Annotated in this window: 18 protein-coding genes; all 18 read left to right on the top strand. The window is 67.7% G+C overall.

What is annotated here, in order from left to right:
- Positions 1-2: 2 nt before the first annotated feature.
- A complete protein-coding gene (gene nirB, locus ISO4_RS05540; protein ID WP_194855435.1) occupies positions 3-2,558 on the top strand; it encodes a nitrite reductase large subunit NirB in 2,556 nt (851 codons plus the stop codon).
- A 29-nt stretch (positions 2,559-2,587) separates the two neighbouring features.
- Entirely contained in the window at positions 2,588-2,944 is a 357-nt protein-coding gene (nirD, locus tag ISO4_RS05535) for a nitrite reductase small subunit NirD (RefSeq protein WP_142948680.1), read from the top strand.
- Positions 2,945-2,947: 3 nt separating this feature from the next.
- Complete coding sequence (locus tag ISO4_RS05530; protein ID WP_194855434.1) at positions 2,948-5,596, top strand: nitrate reductase; 2,649 nt, start codon at positions 2,948-2,950, stop codon at positions 5,594-5,596.
- Positions 5,597-5,622: 26 nt separating this feature from the next.
- Positions 5,623-6,594, top strand: a complete 972-nt coding sequence (gene moaA, locus ISO4_RS05525; RefSeq protein WP_194855433.1) for a GTP 3',8-cyclase MoaA — start codon at positions 5,623-5,625, stop codon at positions 6,592-6,594.
- A gap of 1 nt (position 6,595) precedes the next feature.
- Positions 6,596-7,177: a molybdenum cofactor guanylyltransferase gene (mobA, locus tag ISO4_RS05520; RefSeq protein WP_194855432.1), complete on the top strand. Its 582-nt coding sequence runs from the start codon at positions 6,596-6,598 to the stop codon at positions 7,175-7,177.
- Positions 7,174-7,770 carry a molybdenum cofactor biosynthesis protein B gene (gene moaB / locus ISO4_RS05515; RefSeq protein ID WP_142948676.1) on the top strand — a complete coding sequence of 199 codons (597 nt, stop codon included), beginning with the start codon at positions 7,174-7,176 and terminating at the stop codon, positions 7,768-7,770. Before mobA ends, moaB begins: the two co-directional genes overlap by 4 nt.
- Entirely contained in the window at positions 7,751-8,233 is a 483-nt protein-coding gene (gene moaC, locus ISO4_RS05510; RefSeq protein ID WP_142948675.1) for a cyclic pyranopterin monophosphate synthase MoaC, read from the top strand. Before moaB ends, moaC begins: the two co-directional genes overlap by 20 nt.
- Positions 8,230-8,475 carry a MoaD/ThiS family protein gene (locus ISO4_RS17235; RefSeq protein ID WP_194855431.1) on the top strand — a complete coding sequence of 82 codons (246 nt, stop codon included), beginning with the start codon at positions 8,230-8,232 and terminating at the stop codon, positions 8,473-8,475. The genes moaC and ISO4_RS17235 overlap by 4 nt, the downstream gene beginning before the upstream one ends.
- Positions 8,476-8,934 (top strand): molybdenum cofactor biosynthesis protein MoaE, encoded by a 459-nt coding sequence (locus tag ISO4_RS05500; RefSeq protein WP_194855430.1) that lies wholly within the window; start codon positions 8,476-8,478, stop codon positions 8,932-8,934. It abuts the gene before it with no gap.
- 49 nt (positions 8,935-8,983) lie between these two features.
- Complete coding sequence (gene modA, locus ISO4_RS05495) at positions 8,984-9,706, top strand: molybdate ABC transporter substrate-binding protein (protein WP_185956906.1); 723 nt, start codon at positions 8,984-8,986, stop codon at positions 9,704-9,706.
- Positions 9,690-10,370 carry a molybdate ABC transporter permease subunit gene (gene modB / locus ISO4_RS05490; protein WP_194855429.1) on the top strand — a complete coding sequence of 227 codons (681 nt, stop codon included), beginning with the start codon at positions 9,690-9,692 and terminating at the stop codon, positions 10,368-10,370. Before modA ends, modB begins: the two co-directional genes overlap by 17 nt.
- A complete protein-coding gene (locus ISO4_RS05485; protein ID WP_194855428.1) occupies positions 10,357-11,388 on the top strand; it encodes an ATP-binding cassette domain-containing protein in 1,032 nt (343 codons plus the stop codon). The genes modB and ISO4_RS05485 overlap by 14 nt, the downstream gene beginning before the upstream one ends.
- 573 nt (positions 11,389-11,961) lie before the next feature.
- Entirely contained in the window at positions 11,962-12,936 is a 975-nt protein-coding gene (locus ISO4_RS05480) for a YbgA family protein (RefSeq protein WP_194855427.1), read from the top strand.
- 7 nt (positions 12,937-12,943) lie between these two features.
- Positions 12,944-13,831, top strand: a complete 888-nt coding sequence (locus ISO4_RS05475) for a MerR family transcriptional regulator (protein ID WP_194855426.1) — start codon at positions 12,944-12,946, stop codon at positions 13,829-13,831.
- Positions 13,809-15,251, top strand: coding sequence for a cryptochrome/photolyase family protein (locus tag ISO4_RS05470; protein ID WP_194855425.1), 1,443 nt, complete (start codon positions 13,809-13,811; stop codon positions 15,249-15,251). Before ISO4_RS05475 ends, ISO4_RS05470 begins: the two co-directional genes overlap by 23 nt.
- Positions 15,248-16,525, top strand: a complete 1,278-nt coding sequence (locus ISO4_RS05465) for an NAD(P)/FAD-dependent oxidoreductase (protein ID WP_194855424.1) — start codon at positions 15,248-15,250, stop codon at positions 16,523-16,525. The genes ISO4_RS05470 and ISO4_RS05465 overlap by 4 nt, the downstream gene beginning before the upstream one ends.
- Positions 16,522-17,304, top strand: coding sequence for a DUF1365 domain-containing protein (locus ISO4_RS05460; protein ID WP_194855423.1), 783 nt, complete (start codon positions 16,522-16,524; stop codon positions 17,302-17,304). The genes ISO4_RS05465 and ISO4_RS05460 overlap by 4 nt, the downstream gene beginning before the upstream one ends.
- Positions 17,291-18,565 carry an SAM-dependent methyltransferase gene (locus tag ISO4_RS05455; protein ID WP_194855422.1) on the top strand — a complete coding sequence of 425 codons (1,275 nt, stop codon included), beginning with the start codon at positions 17,291-17,293 and terminating at the stop codon, positions 18,563-18,565. The genes ISO4_RS05460 and ISO4_RS05455 overlap by 14 nt, the downstream gene beginning before the upstream one ends.
- Positions 18,566-18,690: the final 125 nt, after the last annotated feature.

Genomic DNA, 18,690 nt, shown 5'->3' with positions numbered 1-18,690 from the left:
CTATGACGGACGACAACACCGTACTTCCCACCTCGGGCAACCTGGTGATCATCGGCAACGGCATGGTCGGTCACCACCTGGTGAAGACCCTGGTCGAGCAGGGCGACGCCAGCCCCTGGACCATCCATGTGTTCGCCGGCGAGAACCGGCCCGCCTACGACCGGGTGCATCTGTCCGCGCTGTTCGACGACCAGACCCCGGAGGATCTCTGTCTGTCCCCGGCGCAGTGGTACCGGGACAACCGGGTGACGTTGCACCTGAACGACGAGGTGGTGGAGATCGACCGGGACCATAAAACCGTGATCACCGCCGGCGGTGTCCGGCAAGACTACGACGCCCTGGTGCTGGCCACCGGTTCCTATCCGTTCGTGCCGCCGATCCCCGGCCACGACCACGAGAACTGCCTGGTGTACCGCACCGTGGACGATCTGGATGCGATCAAACGCTGCGCCGGCAACGCCAAACGCGGCGTTGTGGTGGGCGGCGGCCTGCTCGGTCTGGAAGCCGCCAACGCCCTGCGGCTGCTGGGGCTGGAAACCCACGTGGTGGAATTCGCGCCGCAATTGATGCCGGTGCAACTGGACGAAACCGGCGGCGCCCTGTTGCGCAAGGAAGTGGAAGCGCTCGGCGTGCACATCCACACCGGCATGAAAACCGAGCTGATCGACGCCGGCGAACAGCACACCCTGCGCATGAACTTCGAAGGCCAGGCGCCGCTGGAAACCGACATGATCGTGTTCTCCGCCGGCATCCGCCCGCAGGACAGCCTGGGCCGCCAGAGCGGTCTGGAGCTGGGCGAGCGCGGCGGCATCGTGGTGGACAACCAGTGCCGCACCTCGGACCCGGCGATTTTCGCGATCGGTGAATGCGCGCTCTGGAACAACCAGATCTTCGGGCTGGTGGCGCCGGGCTACACCATGGCGCGCACCGTGGCCGCGGTGCTCAACAACCAAGCCGGCGATTTCACCGGCGCCGACATGAGCACCAAGCTGAAACTGATGGGCGTGGACGTGGGCTCGGTGGGCGATGCCCAGGCGCGCACCGCCGGCGCCCGCTGTTACCGTTTCCAGGACGAAGTGGCCGGCGTCTACCGCAAGCTGGTGGTCAGCGAAGACCAGAAGTACGTGCTCGGTGCCATGCTGGTGGGCGACTGCGACGCCTACGACACCCTGCTGCAGTACATGCTCAACGGCATTCCGCTGCCGGACAACCCGGCGTCGTTGATTCTGCCCGCCGGTGACGCGGCGCCGGCGCTGGGCGCCGACGCGCTGCCGGATGGCGCCACCATCTGCTCCTGCCACAACGTTTCCAAGGGCGCCATCAACGACGCGCTGGACGGCGGCTGCTGCTCGCTGGGTGATATCAAGGACGCGACCAAGGCGTCCACCGGCTGCGGCGGTTGCGCCGCGCTGTTGAAAAGCGTGGTCGACGCCGGGCTGGAAGCGCGCGGCGTGGAAGTGAACAACCACCTCTGCGAGCACTTTGAATATTCTCGCCAGGAGCTCTACCACCTGATTCTGGTGGGCGGCCTGAAGAGTTTCCGCGAAGTGCGCGACACCCACGGCAAAGGGCTCGGCTGCGACATCTGCAAGCCGGCGGTGGCCTCGATTCTCGCCAGCATCCATAACGACTACATCCTCGAACCCGAGCACGTGGGCCTGCAGGACACCAACGACGTGTTCCTCGCCAACATGCAGAAGGACGGCACCTACTCCGTGGTGCCGCGTGTGCCCGCCGGTGAAATCACCCCGGAAAAGCTGATGACCCTGGGCCGGGTGGCGAGCAAATACGATCTCTATACCAAGATCACCGGCGGCCAGCGCATCGATCTGTTCGGCGCCCGTCTGGAACAGCTGCCGCTGATCTGGGAAGAACTGATCGACGCCGGCTTCGAGACCGGCCACGCCTACGGCAAGTCGGTGCGCACGGTGAAATCCTGCGTCGGCTCCACCTGGTGCCGGTACGGCGTGCAGGACAGCGTCGGCATGGCGATCTTCCTGGAGCATCGCTACAAGGGCCTGCGCTCGCCGCACAAGCTCAAGTTCGCGGTGTCCGGCTGCACCCGCGAATGCGCCGAAGCGCAAAGCAAGGACATCGGCGTGATCGCCACCGAGAACGGCTGGAACCTGTATGTGTGCGGCAACGGCGGCATGCGGCCGCGCCACGCGGATCTGTTCGCCACCGATCTCTCGGATCAGCAACTGGTGCAACTGGTGGACCGGGTGCTGATGTTCTACGTGCGCACCGCCGACCGCCTGCAACGCACTTCGGTGTGGCTGGAAAACCTGGAAGGCGGTCTGGATTACCTGCGCCAGGTGGTGATCGACGACACCCTGGGCATCGCCGCCGAACTGGAAGCGCAGATGGAAGTGGTCCGCGAGCGCTATCAGTGCGAGTGGCGCACCACCATCGACGACCCGCAAAAGCTCAAGCGCTTTCGCAGCTTCGTCAATGCGGAGACGCCCGACCAGGACATCCGCTTCGTGCGCGAGCGGGGCCAGCCCCGGCCCGCCACCGAGGACGAGCGCAGCGATCTGATTGAAACCGTCAGCGTCTGAAACAACCGGCGAAGGGAAGGAGAGCAACCATGCAGTGGCAACATATTTGTACCCGGGAGGATCTGGTGGCCGGCAGCGGCGTGGCCGCGCTGATCAACGGCGAGCAGGTGGCGTTGTTCTACCTGCCGGATCAGTCGCCGCCGCTTTACGCGATCGGCAACCACGACCCGATCGGCGGCGCCAACGTGCTGTCGCGGGGCATCGTCGGCGACGTCAACGGCGAGCTGGTGGTGGCTTCGCCGCTGTATAAGCAGCACTTCAGCCTGCTCACCGGTGCCTGCCTGGAGCAGGACCACGTTTCGGTGCCGGTCTGGGAGGTGAAGCTGGACGGTGACAAGGTGCTGCTGCGGCCGCTGCCGGCGGCGCTAAACCGGACCGGTACCTGAGCCATGGCCGAGCGCATTCACACCACCGACACCACCTGCCCGTACTGCGGCGTGGGTTGCGGTGTGTCCGTGAACGGCGCCGGCGACAGCGTTACCGGAATGGCGAACCACCCGGCCAACCAGGGGCGTCTTTGCGTCAAGGGCGCGGCGCTCCACGAAACCCTCGACCATCACAACCGGCTGCTGTACCCGGAAGTGAACGGCGCGGTGGTGGACTGGGACAGTGCGCTGGATGAAGTGACGCGGCGGCTGCGCGACACGGTGGCGGAATACGGCCCCGACAGTGTGGCCTGCTACGGCTCCGGGCAACTGCTCACCGAGGACTATTACGTCGCCAATAAGCTGATGAAAGGGTTTGTCGGCAGCGCCCACATGGACACCAACAGCCGGCTCTGCATGGCGTCGGCGGTGGCCGGCTACAAGCGCGCTTTCGGCGGCGACAGCGTGCCCGGCTGCTATGAGGATCTGGACAGCGCCGAGCTGCTGGTGCTGGTGGGCTCCAACGCCGCCTGGACCCATCCGGTGCTGTACCAGCGCATGGTCGCCGCGAAAAAAGCGCGCCCGGACACCAGAGTGGTGGTGATCGATCCCCGCCGCACCGCCACCTGTGATCTGGCCGATCTGCATCTGCCGTTACGGCCCGGCGCCGATGGCCTGCTGTTCAACGGCCTGCTGGCCTGGCTGGGCCGGCACGGCCATCTGGACCGGGACTACATTCGCGAACACACCCGCGGCTTCGAGGACGCTTTGGCCCGGGCCGAGGCGGACAGCGGTTCGCTGGCGAGCCTGGCGCAACGCTGTGATCTGCCGGAAGAAGATATCGAGACGTTCTTTAACTGGTTCGCCGGGCGCCCGCGCACGGTGACGTTCTACTCCCAGGGCATCAACCAAAGCGCCACCGGCACCGACAAGTGCAACACCATTATCAACTGCCACCTGGCCACCGGCCGGGTGGGGAAAACCGGTGCTTCGCCGTTTTCCATCACCGGCCAGCCCAACGCCATGGGCGGCCGCGAAGTGGGCGGGCTGGCCAATCAGCTGGCCGCGCACATGGATTTCGCGCCGGAGGACGTGGACCGGGTAAAGCGCTTCTGGAACGCCGCCAACATGGTCAGCGAGCCCGGCCTCAAGGCGGTGGAGCTGTTCCAGGCGGTGGCCTCCGGGCGGATCAAATTTATCTGGATTCTTTCCACCAATCCGGTGGTCAGCCTGCCCGAGGCGGATCGGGTGCGCGACGCCCTGCGCCGCTGCCCCACCGTGGTGGTGTCGGAGTGCATGGCCGACACCGACACGGTGCGGCTCGCCGACATCAAACTGCCGGCGCGCACCTGGGGCGAGAAGAACGGCACGGTGACCAACTCCGAACGCTGCATTTCCCGCCAGCGGCCGTTCCTAGAAGCGCCCGGCGAGGCGCGCTCGGACTGGTGGGCGCTGGCCCAGGTGGGCCGGCGGCTCGGTTACGCCGAGGCGTTCGGCTGGCGGCATCCGGCCCAGGTGTTCGCCGAACACGCGGCCCTGTCCGGGTTCGAAAACGACGGTCGCCGGGCGTTCGATATCAGCGGGCTGGCGACGCTGGATCAGGCCGGCTACGACGCCATGGCGCCGGTGCGCTGGCCGGTGAACCGGCAATGGCCGCAAGGGCGCCGGCGGCTGTTCGGCGACGGCCGTTTCACCACCGACGACGGCCGCGCCCGCTTCGTGGCGGTCACCGCCAGGCTACCGGAAGGCCGGCCCGGTCCCGGTGAGATGATCATGAACACCGGCCGTATCCGCGACCAGTGGCACACCATGACGCGCACCGGTAAGGCGCGGCGGCTGCTTCAGCATATCGGTGAGCCCTTTGTCGCCCTGCACCCCGAGGACGCGCGCCGCCATCGTATCGGCGACGGCCAACTGGCCAACGTGGAAAACCGCCACGGCGCCATCGTGATGCGCGCGCGTGTCACTACCGACCAGCGTCCCGGCGAGCTGTTCGTGCCGATGCACTGGAGCAGCCCGTTCAGCGCCCGCGCGCGCATGGGCGCCCTGGTGCAGGCCACCACCGATCCGCTGTCCGGCCAGCCGGAATCAAAAGTGTCCCGCGTCCGCGTGGCGCCCTGCGCGGTGCGCTGGCAGGGCTTTTTGATCACCCGCGAGCGGCGCGGCGATCCGCGCTGTTTTTACTGGAGCTACAGCCCCTTGCCCCGGGGGCACCTGTTCGAACTGGCCGGCCGCGACGATCCGGACCGCGCCCGCCGGCGTCTGGCCGCCCTGATCAGCGGCCCCGGCGACGCCGACGACCTGCACTGGCTGGACATGCAGGACCCGTACATCGGCCATTTCCGCCAGGCGGCGGTACGCAATGGCCGGCTGATGGGCGCGTTGTTTATCCACCCGAAAGGCGATTTGCCCGGCCGCGACTGGCTGATCGAGATGCTGCAACGGGACGCGCTGGAAAACACGGAGCGGCGGGCGCTGCTCAGCGGCGAAGCGCCGGACGGCGCCGCCGAAAGCGGGCCGGTGGTGTGCGCCTGCTTCCAGGTCGGCGAGCCGGCCATTCGCGCGCGCATCGAAGCCGGCGACCGCAGCGTCGAGGCGTTGGGTAAGTCGCTCCGTTGCGGGACCAACTGCGGTTCCTGCATCCCCGAGTTGAAACACATTCTGGCCGGTTGACCGGGCCCCAAGGCAGGAGAGAAACCATGCTCACCGATCAGTTCAACCGACGCTTCACCTATTTGCGCCTCTCCATCACCGAGGTCTGCAACTACCGCTGCGAGTATTGCCTGCCGCGTGGCTATCAACGCGGCGACAACGTGCCGACGCCCCTCAGCCTGGAGGAGATCGGCACCCTGGTGCGCGCCTTCGCGCTCAGCGGCACCCGCAAGATTCGCATCACCGGCGGCGAGCCGACCCTGCGCAAGGACCTGCCGGAGATCATCGCACTGTGCAAACAGACGCCGGGGATCCGCGAGGTGGTGATGACCAGCAACGGCTACCGGCTGGCGCCAAAGCTGGCGACGCTGAAAAAAGCCGGCCTGGACCGCATCAACCTCAGCGTCGACAGCCTGACGCCGGCGGTGTTCGAAATGATCACCGGCCATGACCGGCTGCGCGATGTGCTCGACGCGGTGGATGAAGCCCTGGCACTGGGTATGCCGGTGAAACTCAACGCGGTGTTGATGCGCCACTACAACGGCGACGAGCTGGCGCGGTTCACCGACTACCTGCGCCGCCGTCCGGTGACCGCTCGCTTTATCGAACTGATGGAAACCGGCGACAACCGCGAGTTTTTCCGCCAGCAGCACCGCCCCGCCCACCTTCTCGAAAACTGGCTGGCCACGAACGGCTGGCGCCCCCGGGCCCGTGGCGAGGACGACGGCCCGGCGCGGGAATTCGACCACCCCGGCCATGCCGGCCGAGTGGGGCTGATCCGCCCCTATAAACAAGGCTTCTGCGACGACTGCAACCGGCTGCGCGTGTCGTCCCTGGGCGACCTGCAGCTGTGTCTGTTCTCCCAGGGTGGCATTTCGCTCCGCGACGCTCTGCGACACGACACCCCGGAACAGTTATCGCGGCGTTTGCACCGCCTGGTGCTGGGCAAGAAAGCCGGCCACGGGCTGCATCGGCATGACCCGGGCGCCACCCGCCACCTGGCCATGATCGGAGGCTGACATGCAGGACACTCCCGGTGTGATCGGCGTGGTACTGGCCGGCGGCGGCTCGCGACGCATGGGCCGTGACAAGGCGTTGCTGGAATGGCGCGGGCAGCCGCTGCTCGACCACCTGCGGGCGCGGCTCTGGGCGGCCGGTTGCCAGGCGGTGGTGACCAGCCGTGCCGCCCCCGGCTGCATCGCCGACCTTTATCCGGACCGTGGGCCGCTGGGCGGCATTCATGCGGTGCTGCGAAGCCGTCCGGCGGTCGATTACCTGGTGGTGCCGGTGGACATGCCGCTGCTGTCGGTGGCGTTGCTGCGCGGGCTGATCGCCGCCGGCCGCGATCACGGCCACTGCTATTACCGGCACTCGTTCTTGCCCTGCTACCTGAGCGGCGATCCGGCCCTGCCGGAGCGGCTGGCGCAACGGCTGCGGCGCGGTGATCTGGCGCTGGGCGGCTTTCTGCGCGCGCTCCGTGCCCGGGCACTGGACGGCGGTGACGCCGCCGCCTTTCTCAATACCAATACGCCGGAGGCCTGGCGCCGGGCGACCGCCCTGGACGCTGCCCCGCAAACCCTCTGCAAGGAGATCGGATCATGACCCTTTCCCCCGTGACCCGGGCCGCACCGCGTTGCGCCCGGCCGCTGGACATTGCCGTGCTGACCGTGTCGGACAGCCGCTCCCTGGCCGAGGACAGCTCCGGCGATCTGTTGCGTTCCCGGCTGCTTGAGCAGGGCCACCGCAACGCCGACCGGCGGCTGGTGGTGGATGACATCTACCTGATCCGCGCCGAGGTGTCCCGCTGGATCGCCGATCCCGCCGTGCAGGTGGTGCTGATCACCGGCGGCACCGGCTTCAGCGGTCGCGACAGCACCCCGGAGGCGGTCAGCGTGCTGTTCGACAAAACCGTGGACGGCTTCGGCGAGCTGTTCCGGGCGCTCTCCCTGGAGGAGATCGGCACCTCCACCCTGCAGTCCCGCTGCGTGGCCGGGCTGGCCAACGGCACCCTGGTGGTGTGCCTGCCGGGCAGCACCAACGCCTGTCGGCTGGCCTGGGACCGCATCCTGGTGGAGCAGCTGGACGCCGCCCACCGGCCGTGCAATTTCGTGTCGCATCTGAAGGGCGCGGACCGCGCCTGCGACAGCCGCGAAACCGACAACGGAGGGCCGGCCCATGTCGCTGACGCACACTGACCAGAACGGCCACGCGCACATGGTGGATGTGTCCGCCAAGACCGACAGCGCCCGGGTGGCCCGAGCCAGCGGCCGGGTGCGGGCGGCGCCGGCCACCCTGGCGCTGATCTGCGACAACGGTCTGAAAAAAGGCGATGTGCTGGCGGTGGCGCGTATCGCCGCGATCCAGGCGGCGAAGAAGTGCTGGGAGCTGATCCCGCTCTGCCACCAGATTCCGCTCAGCGGTGTCACGGTTGAGTTCGAGCTGGACCACGACAACGGCACCATCCATATCCAGGCCCAGTGCAAAACCACCGCGCCCACCGGGGTGGAGATGGAAGCGCTCACCGCCGTGTCGGTGGCGGGCCTGACGCTCTACGACATGTGCAAGGCGGTGGACCGGGGCATGTCGATCGACACGGTCCGCCTGGAGACCAAGAGCGGCGGCGCCGGCGGCGACTGGCACCGGGGGGCGCAGGCATGATCCGGATACGCTTTTTCGCCCGCCTGCGGGAAGCGCTGGACTGCGACTTCCTCGACCTGTGCCCGCCGTCGCCGCTGTCGGTGGCGGCGTTGCGCCGGCATCTGATTCACCAATACCCGCACTGGGCGGCGCACCTGGACGGCCGCTTGCTGAGCGCGGTGAATCAGGAAATGGCCAACGGCCAGACGCCGGTGCGCGACGGCGACGAAGTGGCGTTCTTTCCCCCGGTGACCGGAGGCTAGATGATCTCGGTGCAGCAAGACGACTTCGATGTGGGCGACCAGTACCGGCGGCTTTGCGAGCAGGCCGGGGAGGCCGGCGCGGTGGTGTTCTTCGTCGGCCGGGTGCGCGGCGGCGACGGCGCCGTGCAGGCGCTGGAGCTGGAGCATTACCCCGGCATGTGCGAGCGCCAGTTGCAGGGCTTCGTGGACGAGGCGCGGCGCCGCTGGGATTGCCGCGCGGTGCGTCTGCTGCACCGGGTCGGCCGGCTCGCCGCCGGCGAGCAGATCGTGTTCGTGGCGGTGGCCACCCGCCACCGCGCCGAAGCGTTTCAGGCGGCCCATTTCCTGATCGACCAGCTCAAAACCCGGGCGCCGTTCTGGAAAAAAGAGCATTGCCCCGACGGCGCCCGCTGGCTTGATGCCGCTGCCAACGACGTCCGCGCCGCCGGGCGCTGGTACGCTGACGCCGTGGCGCTGTGAGATGAGCCGCGCCGGGAAGCGAATCGGCCGGCAAGCAGTCGGGCTGCTAATGTTGGTGGCGTTCTGTCTCGCGCCCCCGGTTGAGGCGCGGGAAGAGGGCGAATTACGCATTGCCTGCGCCAGCAATTTCTATCCCACCCTGAAAAAGCTGGCCGTTCTGTTCAACGAAGATCATCCCCAGGTGGCGCTGGATTTGATCAGCGGCGCGTCCGGCCACCTTTACCAGCAGATTCGCCACGGCGCCCCATACCAGCTGTTCCTGTCCGCCGACAGCGCCTACCCGGCGGCGCTGCACCGGAACAACGGCAGTAGCGTGCCGCGCACCTACGCGCTGGGGCGGCTGGCGATCTGGGACCCACGTGGTCTGGGTTTGAACGGCGAGCGCCAATACACCCTGGCCATCGCCAACCCGGCCACCGCGCCCTACGGCCGCGCCGCCGAAGCGGCCATCGCCCGCTACCGCGATGCGCGGCCGGCGCCGCGCTGGCGAATCGTGGTCGCCGCCAATGTCAGCCAAGCCACCCAGTTGGTGGACGGCGGCAACGCCGACCTGGGGCTGGTGGCGCTGAGCCTGATTCAAGCGCGGCGGGGTGAATACCGTGTGCTGCCCGCCGACTGGCACCGGCCGCTGGTGCAGCAGGGCGTGGTGGTGAACCCCGGCGATCCGCTGGCCGAAGCCTTTATGGCGTTTCTGTTCTCCGAGCGGGCGGGCCGGCTGATTCGCGCCGCCGGCTACGCCTTACCAGGAGGCACCGATGCCCTGGCTCGCTAGCGGTGACGCCCAGGCCCTGTTGCTGACGGTCAAACTGGCCGCCACCACTACCGTTATTCTGGTGGCTGTGTGCCTGCCGCTGGCCTGGTTGCTGGTGCGCCGCGACTCGCGCGGGCGGAGCCTGATCCAATCCCTGGTGATGCTGCCGCTGGTGTTGCCGCCTACCGTGCTCGGCTACTACCTGCTGGTGGCGTTTTCCCCGGCGCATCCGCCCGGCTCCTTGCTGGCGCGCCTGTTCGACCAGCAACTGGCGTTCAGCTTTACCGGCATTCTGATCGGCTCTCTGATCTACAGCCTGCCGTTCGCGTTTCGTCCCCTGGAAGCGGCCTTGCAGCAAAGCGGCCCGGCCCTGGATGAAGCGGGCAGGGTGCTCGGCTTCCCGGGCTGGTACCGGTTTCTGTTTATCGTTATCCCCGGTATCCGGCCGGCGCTGGTGAGCGCCGCCTTGCTCTGCTTCGCCCACACCCTGGGTGAGTTCGGCGTGGTGCTGATGATCGGCGGCAATATTCCCGGCGAAACCCGGGTGCTGTCGGTGGCCTTGTTTGAGCATGTCGAGCAAATGAACTACCAGGCCGCCAACCGGCTGGCGCTGACCATGATGGCGATCGCCGTGGCCACGGTGTTGCTGTCGCAATGGAGCGGCCGCCGCCATGATCGATTTTGATGTCACCCTCGCGGCGCCGGTGGCCCTGCGCGCCCGGGTGCGGGCGCAAAGCGGATGGCTCGGCCTGCTGGGGCACTCCGGGGTGGGCAAGAGCACGCTGCTGCGGGCGCTGGCCGGCCTCAACCCGGCGGCTCACCGTTTGCGTGTCGAAGACCGGGCGGTGACGCCGGCGGCGCTGGCCCGCCGGGTGTCGCTGGTGTCGCAAACCCCGGCGCTGATTGATCACTGGACCGTGGCCCGGCACCTGCGGCGGGTGGCGCGCCACCATCAAACCGGTGACCTGACCGGCGAGCTGATCCGGGATCTCGACATCGACGGTTTGCGCCCTCTCTGTCCCCCGCAGTTAAGCGGCGGCCAGCGCCGCCGGGTGTCGCTGGCGCTGGCGTTACTGCGCCGGCCACGCCTGCTGCTGCTGGATGAGCCGTTTTCCGCGCTCGACGACGACAGCCGGCACCGCCTCTATCCCAAGCTGCAGGCCCTCACCCGGCGCCTGGGCTGCGACGTGGTGCTGGTAGCCCACCAGATCGAAGACATCGCCCGGCTCTGCGACCAGGTGGCGATCCTGGAACCCGGCGGCGTCTCTTATTGCGGTGCCTTGCTGCCGGGTTTGCGACGCTACCAGGGTCAGGCCTCGCCGTGCTCGGTGCTGTTGGGGGAGGCTCTCTCCGGGCAGGCGGAAGCCGGCCTGCTTCCGGTGGCCTTCGGCGCACGAACCCTGTGGGTGCGTACCCCGCGCCTGCCGCCGGCGGGCACGCCGGTGCGCCTGCTGCTGCACGCCGACGACGTGGCCCTGAGCGTCGCCGAGCTGGCCGGCGTGAGCCTGATGAACCAGCTGCCGGCGCGCATCACCGGTGTCACGGTGCAGGATTCCGGAGTGCTGGTGGAATCTCTGTGCGAGCGGCAGTCGATCCAGGCGCGGGTGACGGTGCGGAGTCAGGCGCGGCTCGGGTTGCATGAGGGTGGCCGGGTGGTTCTGCTGTTCAAGGCTTCGGCGGTGTCGTTGCTTACGGAGTTTTAGAGATTGGTGCTCAGTATCCGGGACCTGCTCCCACAAGACTTGCTCCCACAAACCCAGCTTCGTAGAAAGGTCCTGACGGTTCTTCTGACCCGTGGCGGTTCCGCTGCAGAGTGAGCGGGGCAATGGTGGTGCCTGGAGGGACCTATTTGGCCATGGATGGCCAAATGAGAGCGGCCATGGACGGCTTGAGCGATCCCGGAAGGCACCACCATTGCACCGCGTCTCCGATACGGAGCACCGAACACCTAAAGAGCCAACCTTTCTGAATGCCGCGGGCATAAAAAAGGCCGCCTGGGGGGAGGCGGCCTGGGGTTCCTTCAAATGCCTGAAGGAAGGGGGGATGCGCGTTGCGTGACGTCCTGGGGGAGACGTTGACCGTCCGTGGCCAGCAACGCGAATTCACTGTGCCACGATCCCGCGCCGCCGTGTGTAAAACAGCTTTAAATGTCCCTGCTTTCCCGCCTTCATCGTTTCACCTTGAGACCTGCTTCACAAAGCCTTCATGGGTGACGCCCGAGACTTGTACAACTATAACGGTTTGTACAGCTTCAAGCGCACCGGACGGAGGCAACCATGGGGCGGCATTCAGACAGCGACGATCAGCGGATTCCGGTGGGCATCAGTGCCTGCCTGATGGGCCGCGAGGTGCGCCACGACGGCGGCCATAAGCATTCCCGCTATTGCACCGGGGTGCTGGCGCGCTATTTCCGGTTCCGCTCCCTGTGTCCGGAGATGGGCGCCGGGCTGTCCACGCCGCGGCCGGCCATGCACTTGGTGGAGACCGACGACGGCGTGCGCCTCAAGGCGACCCGCGGCGACCGGGATTTTACTGCTCTGATGGACGGCTTCGTGACCGAGGCCGTGGAGCGGCTGGCGGATCTGCGCGGCTTCGTGCTGATGGCCAAGTCGCCGAGCTGCGGCATGGAGCGCATTCGCGTTTACCGCGAGGACGGCGAGGTGGCGCGGCGCGACGCCAGCGGCCTGTTCGCGGCGGCGTTGATGGACCGTTTTCCGCTGATGCCGGTGGAAGAGGAGGGCCGTCTTAACGATGACCGCCTGCGTGAGAACTTCGTCGAGCGTGTGTTCGTCTACGACGACTGGTGCCGGCTGACCGAGCGCGAGGGCGGCCTGACCGCCAAGGGCCTGATCGACTTCCACAGCCGCCATAAATTCCAGCTTCTGGCCCACTGCCAGGCCACCTATCGGCGCCTGGGGCCGCTGCTCGCCGACCTTAAGAAGCGACCGTTGGCGGACATCGCCGACGACTATATCCACGCCTTTATGCCGGCCATGGCCAAGCGCATCTCGCCGGGCGCCCACGTCAACACCATGCTGCATTTGATGGGCTTTCTGCGAGACGAGCTGGGCGAGCAGGACCGCGCCGCGATCCACGAACAGATCGACGCCTATCTGCGCGGCGAGGTGCCGCTGGTGGTGCCGATGACGATGCTGCGCGCCGCCCAGAGCAAGGTGGAGCAGCCCTACCTGGCCACCCAGCAGTACCTGCGCCCCTACCCGGACGCGCTGGGGCTGCGCAACCGGGTATGAGACAGCCATGAAAGCTTTCGACGACGGTTACAGCATTCAGGCGGTGAGCCGGCAAAGCGGTGTGCACCCGGTGACGCTGCGCGCCTGGGAGCGCCGCTACGGGCTGATCCGGCCGGCGCGCACCGAGCGCGGCCACCGCCGCTACAGCGACCAGGATCTGGCGGTGATCGAGCGGATTCTGTCCTGGCTGGATCGGGGGCTGCCGATCAGCCAGGTGCGCCCGGTACTGGAGCAGGATGGCGGCCCGGTGACCGAGGTGGCCGGCCCCTGGCGGGACGCCATGGAAGATGCACTGCTGGCCCTGGAGGCGCGCAACGTGCGTCGTCTCGAGCAGTTGTTCCAGCGGCTCACCGGCGACTATCCGCTGGGTCGGGTGGTCACGGGATTTTGCGACCCGTTGCGCGATCATCTGCGCGCGCTGCCGGGCCTCGGTGCGTCCCAGGCGCTGCTGGACAGCTTTCTGCGCCAGAAGCTGGCCGGCCGGCTTCTGGCCCGGGCGCCGGGTCGACGCGAGCGGGCCTGGCTGGTGATGGCGGTGGGCGATCCGCTGCCGGCGCTGATTCAGGCGGCGGTGGCGGACCGGCCGGTGTGGTGCCTGGAAACGCCGGTGGCCTGGCCGGCGCTGACCCCCTGGCTGGCGGAGCCGCGTCTGGCCGGCGTGGTGTGGATGCTCGGCGAGCGCCCGGCACGCCGGCAGATCGCTCAGCTGTGGCCGGAGCAACAGCCCGAAGGCGCCTTTCTTTGCGCGGGACCGGCCCTGGCCGGGGACCCGCCGACGCCGGCCTGGCTGCCGTGCGAGCCGGGCGACTACCAGGCGGTGGCGAAGCGAATGGACGACGCCGAATCAATCACTCAACAGCAAGGAGAACAGGGTGCGACTGGTCTGGTTTCGTAATGATCTGCGCTGTCACGGGCACACCCCGCTGACCCAGGCGCTGGCCGGCGGCGACGCGGTCACGGCACTGCACATTCTGTGCCCGGACCAGTGGGACGCCCACGGCGTGGCGCCGGCGCGCCGCTGGTTCGTGCTGCACAGCCTGCTGGAGCTGGGCGAGTCCCTGGCGGCGCGGGGCGTGGATCTGCATGTGCTCGACGGCGGCGATTTCGACGGCAGCGTTACCGCCCTGGAACACTTCGTGGCCGAGCAGGGCGTCACCGAGGTGTTCTGCAACCGGGAGTACCCGCTCAACGAACTGAACCGGGACCGGGCGGTGGCCCGCCGCCTGGAAGCGCAGGGCGTGCGCATCCACGGTTTCGACGACGGCGTGCTGGTGCCGCCGAGGGCGCTGCACACCGGCAAGGGCACGCCCTATACCGTCTTTACCGCCTATAAGAAGCGCTGGGACGTGTGGATGGACGACCTTCAGCCCGAGGCGGTGCCGGCGCCGGACTGGCCCGGCGGGCAGGGCCGCTTTGTCGGCCGTGATCGGGTGGAGCGGGCGCTGGAGACGCTGTCCGTGCCGGACTCGGTGACCGCCTTGTGGCACCCCGGCGAGGACGCCGCGCGCGGCCAGCTGAAGGATTTCGTCGAGCAGCATCTGGGCGACTACAAAGCGCGGCGGGACTTTCCCGCCGAGCCCGGCACCAGCGGCCTGTCCGCGGCGCTGTCGGCGGGCACGCTGGCGCCGCTGGACGCCTACCTCGCGGCGCGGCCGGCGCTGCAGGACGCCAAGGCCCGGGAGGGCGCGGCCACCTGGATCGGTGAGCTGGCCTGGCGGGATTTCTACCGGCAGATCATGCATCGCTTTCCGTCGCTGGCCACCGGCGCGCCGTTCCGGCCGGAGACCGCGCTGCTGCAATGGAGCGATAACGAAGAGCACTTCCAGGCCTGGTGCGAAGGCCGCACCGGCTACCCGCTGGTGGACGCCGCCATGCGCCAGCTGGTGCAGACCGGCTGGATGCACAACCGCCTGCGCATGCTCACCGCCATGTTCCTGACCAAGCATCTGTTTATCGACTGGCGCAAAGGGGAGCGCTTTTTCATGGCGCATCTGGTGGACGGTGACTTCGCCGCCAACAACGGCGGCTGGCAGTGGAGCGCCTCCACCGGCACCGACGCCGCGCCGTATTTCCGTGTATTCAGTCCGGTGCGCCAGAGCCACCGCTTCGATCCGCAGGGCCGCTTTATCGCCCGCTATGTGCCGGAGCTGGCCACCGCCGACGACAAGACCATCCATGAACCCTGGAAGCAGCCTTTGATGACCCCGGATTACCCCACCACGATCGTCGCCCACCAGGGCGTCAAGCAGCGGGTGGAGAGCGCCTTCCGCGCCGCCCGCGACGCCTGGAACCAGCAGAACGGAGACGCCTCTTGAGCCAGCGCATCGCCATTGTCGGCGGCGGCATCGCCGGCCTGACCGCCGCCTGGTATCTGAGCCGCGACCACCAGGTGACGCTGTTCGAAGCCGAGCCCCGCCTGGGCGGCCACACCTTCACCGTGGACGTGCAGCGCGAGCACGGCGACTACGCCGTGGACATGGGCTTTATCGTGTTCAACGACCGCACCTATCCGCGCTTCGAGGCGCTGCTGGCGGAGCTCGGCATCGGCCGCCAGCCCACCGCCATGGGCTTCGCGGTCACCGACGCGGAAACCGGCGTGGAATACTGCGGCGACGGCCTGGGCGGCTTTTTCGGGCGGCGCCGCAATCTGCTGGACCCCGGTCACTGGGCGTTGCTGCGCGATATTCTGCGCTTCAACCGGGAGGCGCCGGCGCTGCTGGACAGCGACGCCGGCGAGCAGCCCCTGGGCGCTTATCTGAACGAACAGGGCTATGGCGAGCGCTTCCGGCGGCATTATATTCTGCCCATGGGCGGCGCCATCTGGTCCTGCTCCCTGGCGCAGATGGAAGCGTTTCCGGCCAAGTTCTTCGTGCGGTTTTTTATCAACCACGGGTTGCTGGCGTTGCGGAACCGGCCCCAGTGGTACGTGGTGCCCGGCGGTTCCAGCCGCTATGTGGAAGCCCTGCGCGCCGCCTGCGGCGCCCGCTTCCACACCGCCACGCCGGTCACCGGTGTGCGCCGGGACAGCGAGGGCGTCACGGTGCAAGCCGGCGGCGACAGCCACCGTTTCGATCAGGTGGTGATGGCCTGCCACAGCGACCAGACCCTGGCGCTTTTGGACGACGCGGGCCCGCGTGAGCGGGACTGCCTGGCGGACCTGCGCTACCAGCCCAACGACGTGGTGCTGCACACCGACACCGCCATGCTGCCCAAGCGCCGCCGGGTGTGGTCGAGCTGGAACGCCCTGCTGGGGCGCACCGATGACGCGGAGCCGGTACAGGTGACCTACAACATGAACATTCTGCAGGGCTTTCAAGCGCCGGAGACCTTCTGCGTGACCCTCAATGCCGGTGACCGGATCCGCCCGGAAACGGTGATCCGCCGGGAGGTGTTCCACCACCCGCTGTTCACCACCGAGGGGCTGCTTGCCCGCGAACGCCTGCTGGCCGCCAACGGCGATAACCGCACCTGGTTCTGCGGCGCCTGGTGCCGCAACGGCTTCCACGAAGACGGCGTGGTGTCGGCGCTGGACGTGGTCGAAGGCATCGCCGCCCGCGGCCAGGGCGGCGGCCGGGGAGCGGCGCTGTGATTCCCCGCTTCGCGCTCGCCACCGGCCAGGTGTGGCATCAGCGCCATACCCCCATGCGGCACGCCTTCCGCTATCCGCTGTGGCTGGTGTGGTGCGATGTGGACGCGCCGGACCGGATGCTGGCCCGCCAGCGTTTGTGGGGCCGCCGCTGGCGTCCGGTGACGTTCCGCGACCGGGACTTCATCGACGCCGACCGCCGGCCGCTGGGCGACAAGGTGCGCGACCGGGCCGCCGAGGCCGGTCTGGACTGGCGCGCCGGCCGGGTGTTCATGCTCGGCCAGTGGCGCACCTTCGGCATGCTGTTCAACCCCCTGGTGCTGTACTTCCACTTTCCGGACGGCGCCGAACGGCCGGCGTCGATGCTGGCCGAGGTGCGCAACACCCCCTGGCATGAACGCCATATCTACGCCCTGACCCTGAGCCAGGGGCCGGGGCCGCAAACGGTGGCGCATGAAAAGACCTTCCATGTGTCGCCCTTCCTGCCGCTGGGGCTGCGCTATCACTGGCATCTTCACGCCTTATTTCCCGATCTGCGCCTAACGTTGGAGGACCGGGACGGCGACCAGCTGGTTTTCGCCGCCGGCCTGAAAATGCACATGGCGGAGGCCGACGCGCCCGCCATGGCGCGGGTGATACGCCGCTTCGGCGCGCAGAGCGTGAAAACAGTGGCGGGCATCTATTGGCAGGCCTGGAAGCTTTGGCGCAAGGGCGCCCGGTTCCACGCCCACCCGGGTAAAGATAAGCAAGGTAATGGGGAGAACACTCATGATGGACGGTGATAAGGCGCTGGTGGGTCAGCGCCCGTCCTGGGCGCAAAGTCTGGCCCGACGGCTGGTGCAGGGACACCTGGCGAAGATGCCCAAGGGCGGCGTGGTGTTGCATGAGCCCGACGGCGAGACCGTGTCCATTGGCGACACGGCGGCCGAAGGCGCCGCCGAGATCCGCATCCATGATTGGGACAGCTACCGGCAGATGATGACCGGGGGCGCCCTGGGCGCCGCCGAAGCCTATATGGACGGCGCCTGGGACAGCCCGGATCTGGTCGCGGTGGTGCGCTTCTTCGCCGCCAACGTGGACGCCATGCGGGCGCTGGAAGGCTCCGCCGCCTGGCTGGCGAAGCCGGCGCTCAAGGCCCTGCACGCCATGAACCGCAACTCCCTGAACGGATCGCGCCGCAACATCGCCGCCCACTACGACCTGGGTAATGATTTCTTTGCCCTGTTCCTGGACCGGCACATGATGTATTCCAGCGCCATCTATCCGAGTCCGGAAGCGGACCTGGAAACCGCCGCCACCCACAAGCTGGATCTGATCTGCCAGCGCCTGCGCCTGGCCCCGGGCATGGAAGTGCTGGAAATCGGCACCGGCTGGGGCGGTCTGGCGCTGCACGCCGCCCGCCACTACGGGGTGCGCGTGACCACCACCACCATCTCCCGGGAGCAGGCCCGTTTCGCCCGCGAACAGGTCCGCGAAGCCGGCCTGTCCGACCGTATCCAGGTGCTCGAGCAGGACTACCGGGAGCTGCAGGGCCGCTACGACCGCATCGTTTCCGTGGAAATGATCGAGGCGGTGGGCCACCAGTTCCTGGACGAGTACTTCCGGGTGCTCAACCAGCGCCTCAAGCCGGAAGGGCTGCTGCTGCTGCAGGCGATCACGGTGCCGGACCAGCGCTACGAATACGCCCGTGACAACGTGGACTTCATCAAGCGCTACATCTTCCTCGGCGGCTTTTTGCCGTCAGTGACGGTGATGTGCCAGGCGCTGCGCAAGAACACCAGGCTGATGCCGGTGGGGCTGGAAGACATCGGCGCCCATTACGGCAAAACCATCGAGGACTGGCGGGCCCGATTTATCAGCGCGCTGCCGCGCATCCGTGAACTGGGCTTCGACGAACGCTTCTGCAGAATGTGGGATTACTACCTGTGTTACTGCCAGGGCGCCTTCATGGAGCGGGCCATCAGCACCGTGCATCTGCTCGCCGCCGGCCCGGATTACCGGGGTGGCGAGGGCTTGAATCCGGGCGGCGCGGCGTCCATATAAGACGATGAGGCTGTCGCTTTTGGTCATGGTCAGCGTCCTGCTAAGACCAATATGGTATGATCCCGACACCGAGACCAAAGTGGTATCCTGGACAGCAGGTGCCTCAAGCGATTGATAGTCCCCTT

It is taken from the genome of Alloalcanivorax venustensis ISO4, from assembly GCF_015356855.1.
GTDB classification, from domain to species: Bacteria; Pseudomonadota; Gammaproteobacteria; order Pseudomonadales; family Alcanivoracaceae; genus Alloalcanivorax; species Alloalcanivorax venustensis.
This window is presented reverse-complemented; position numbering and strand designations above follow the sequence as displayed.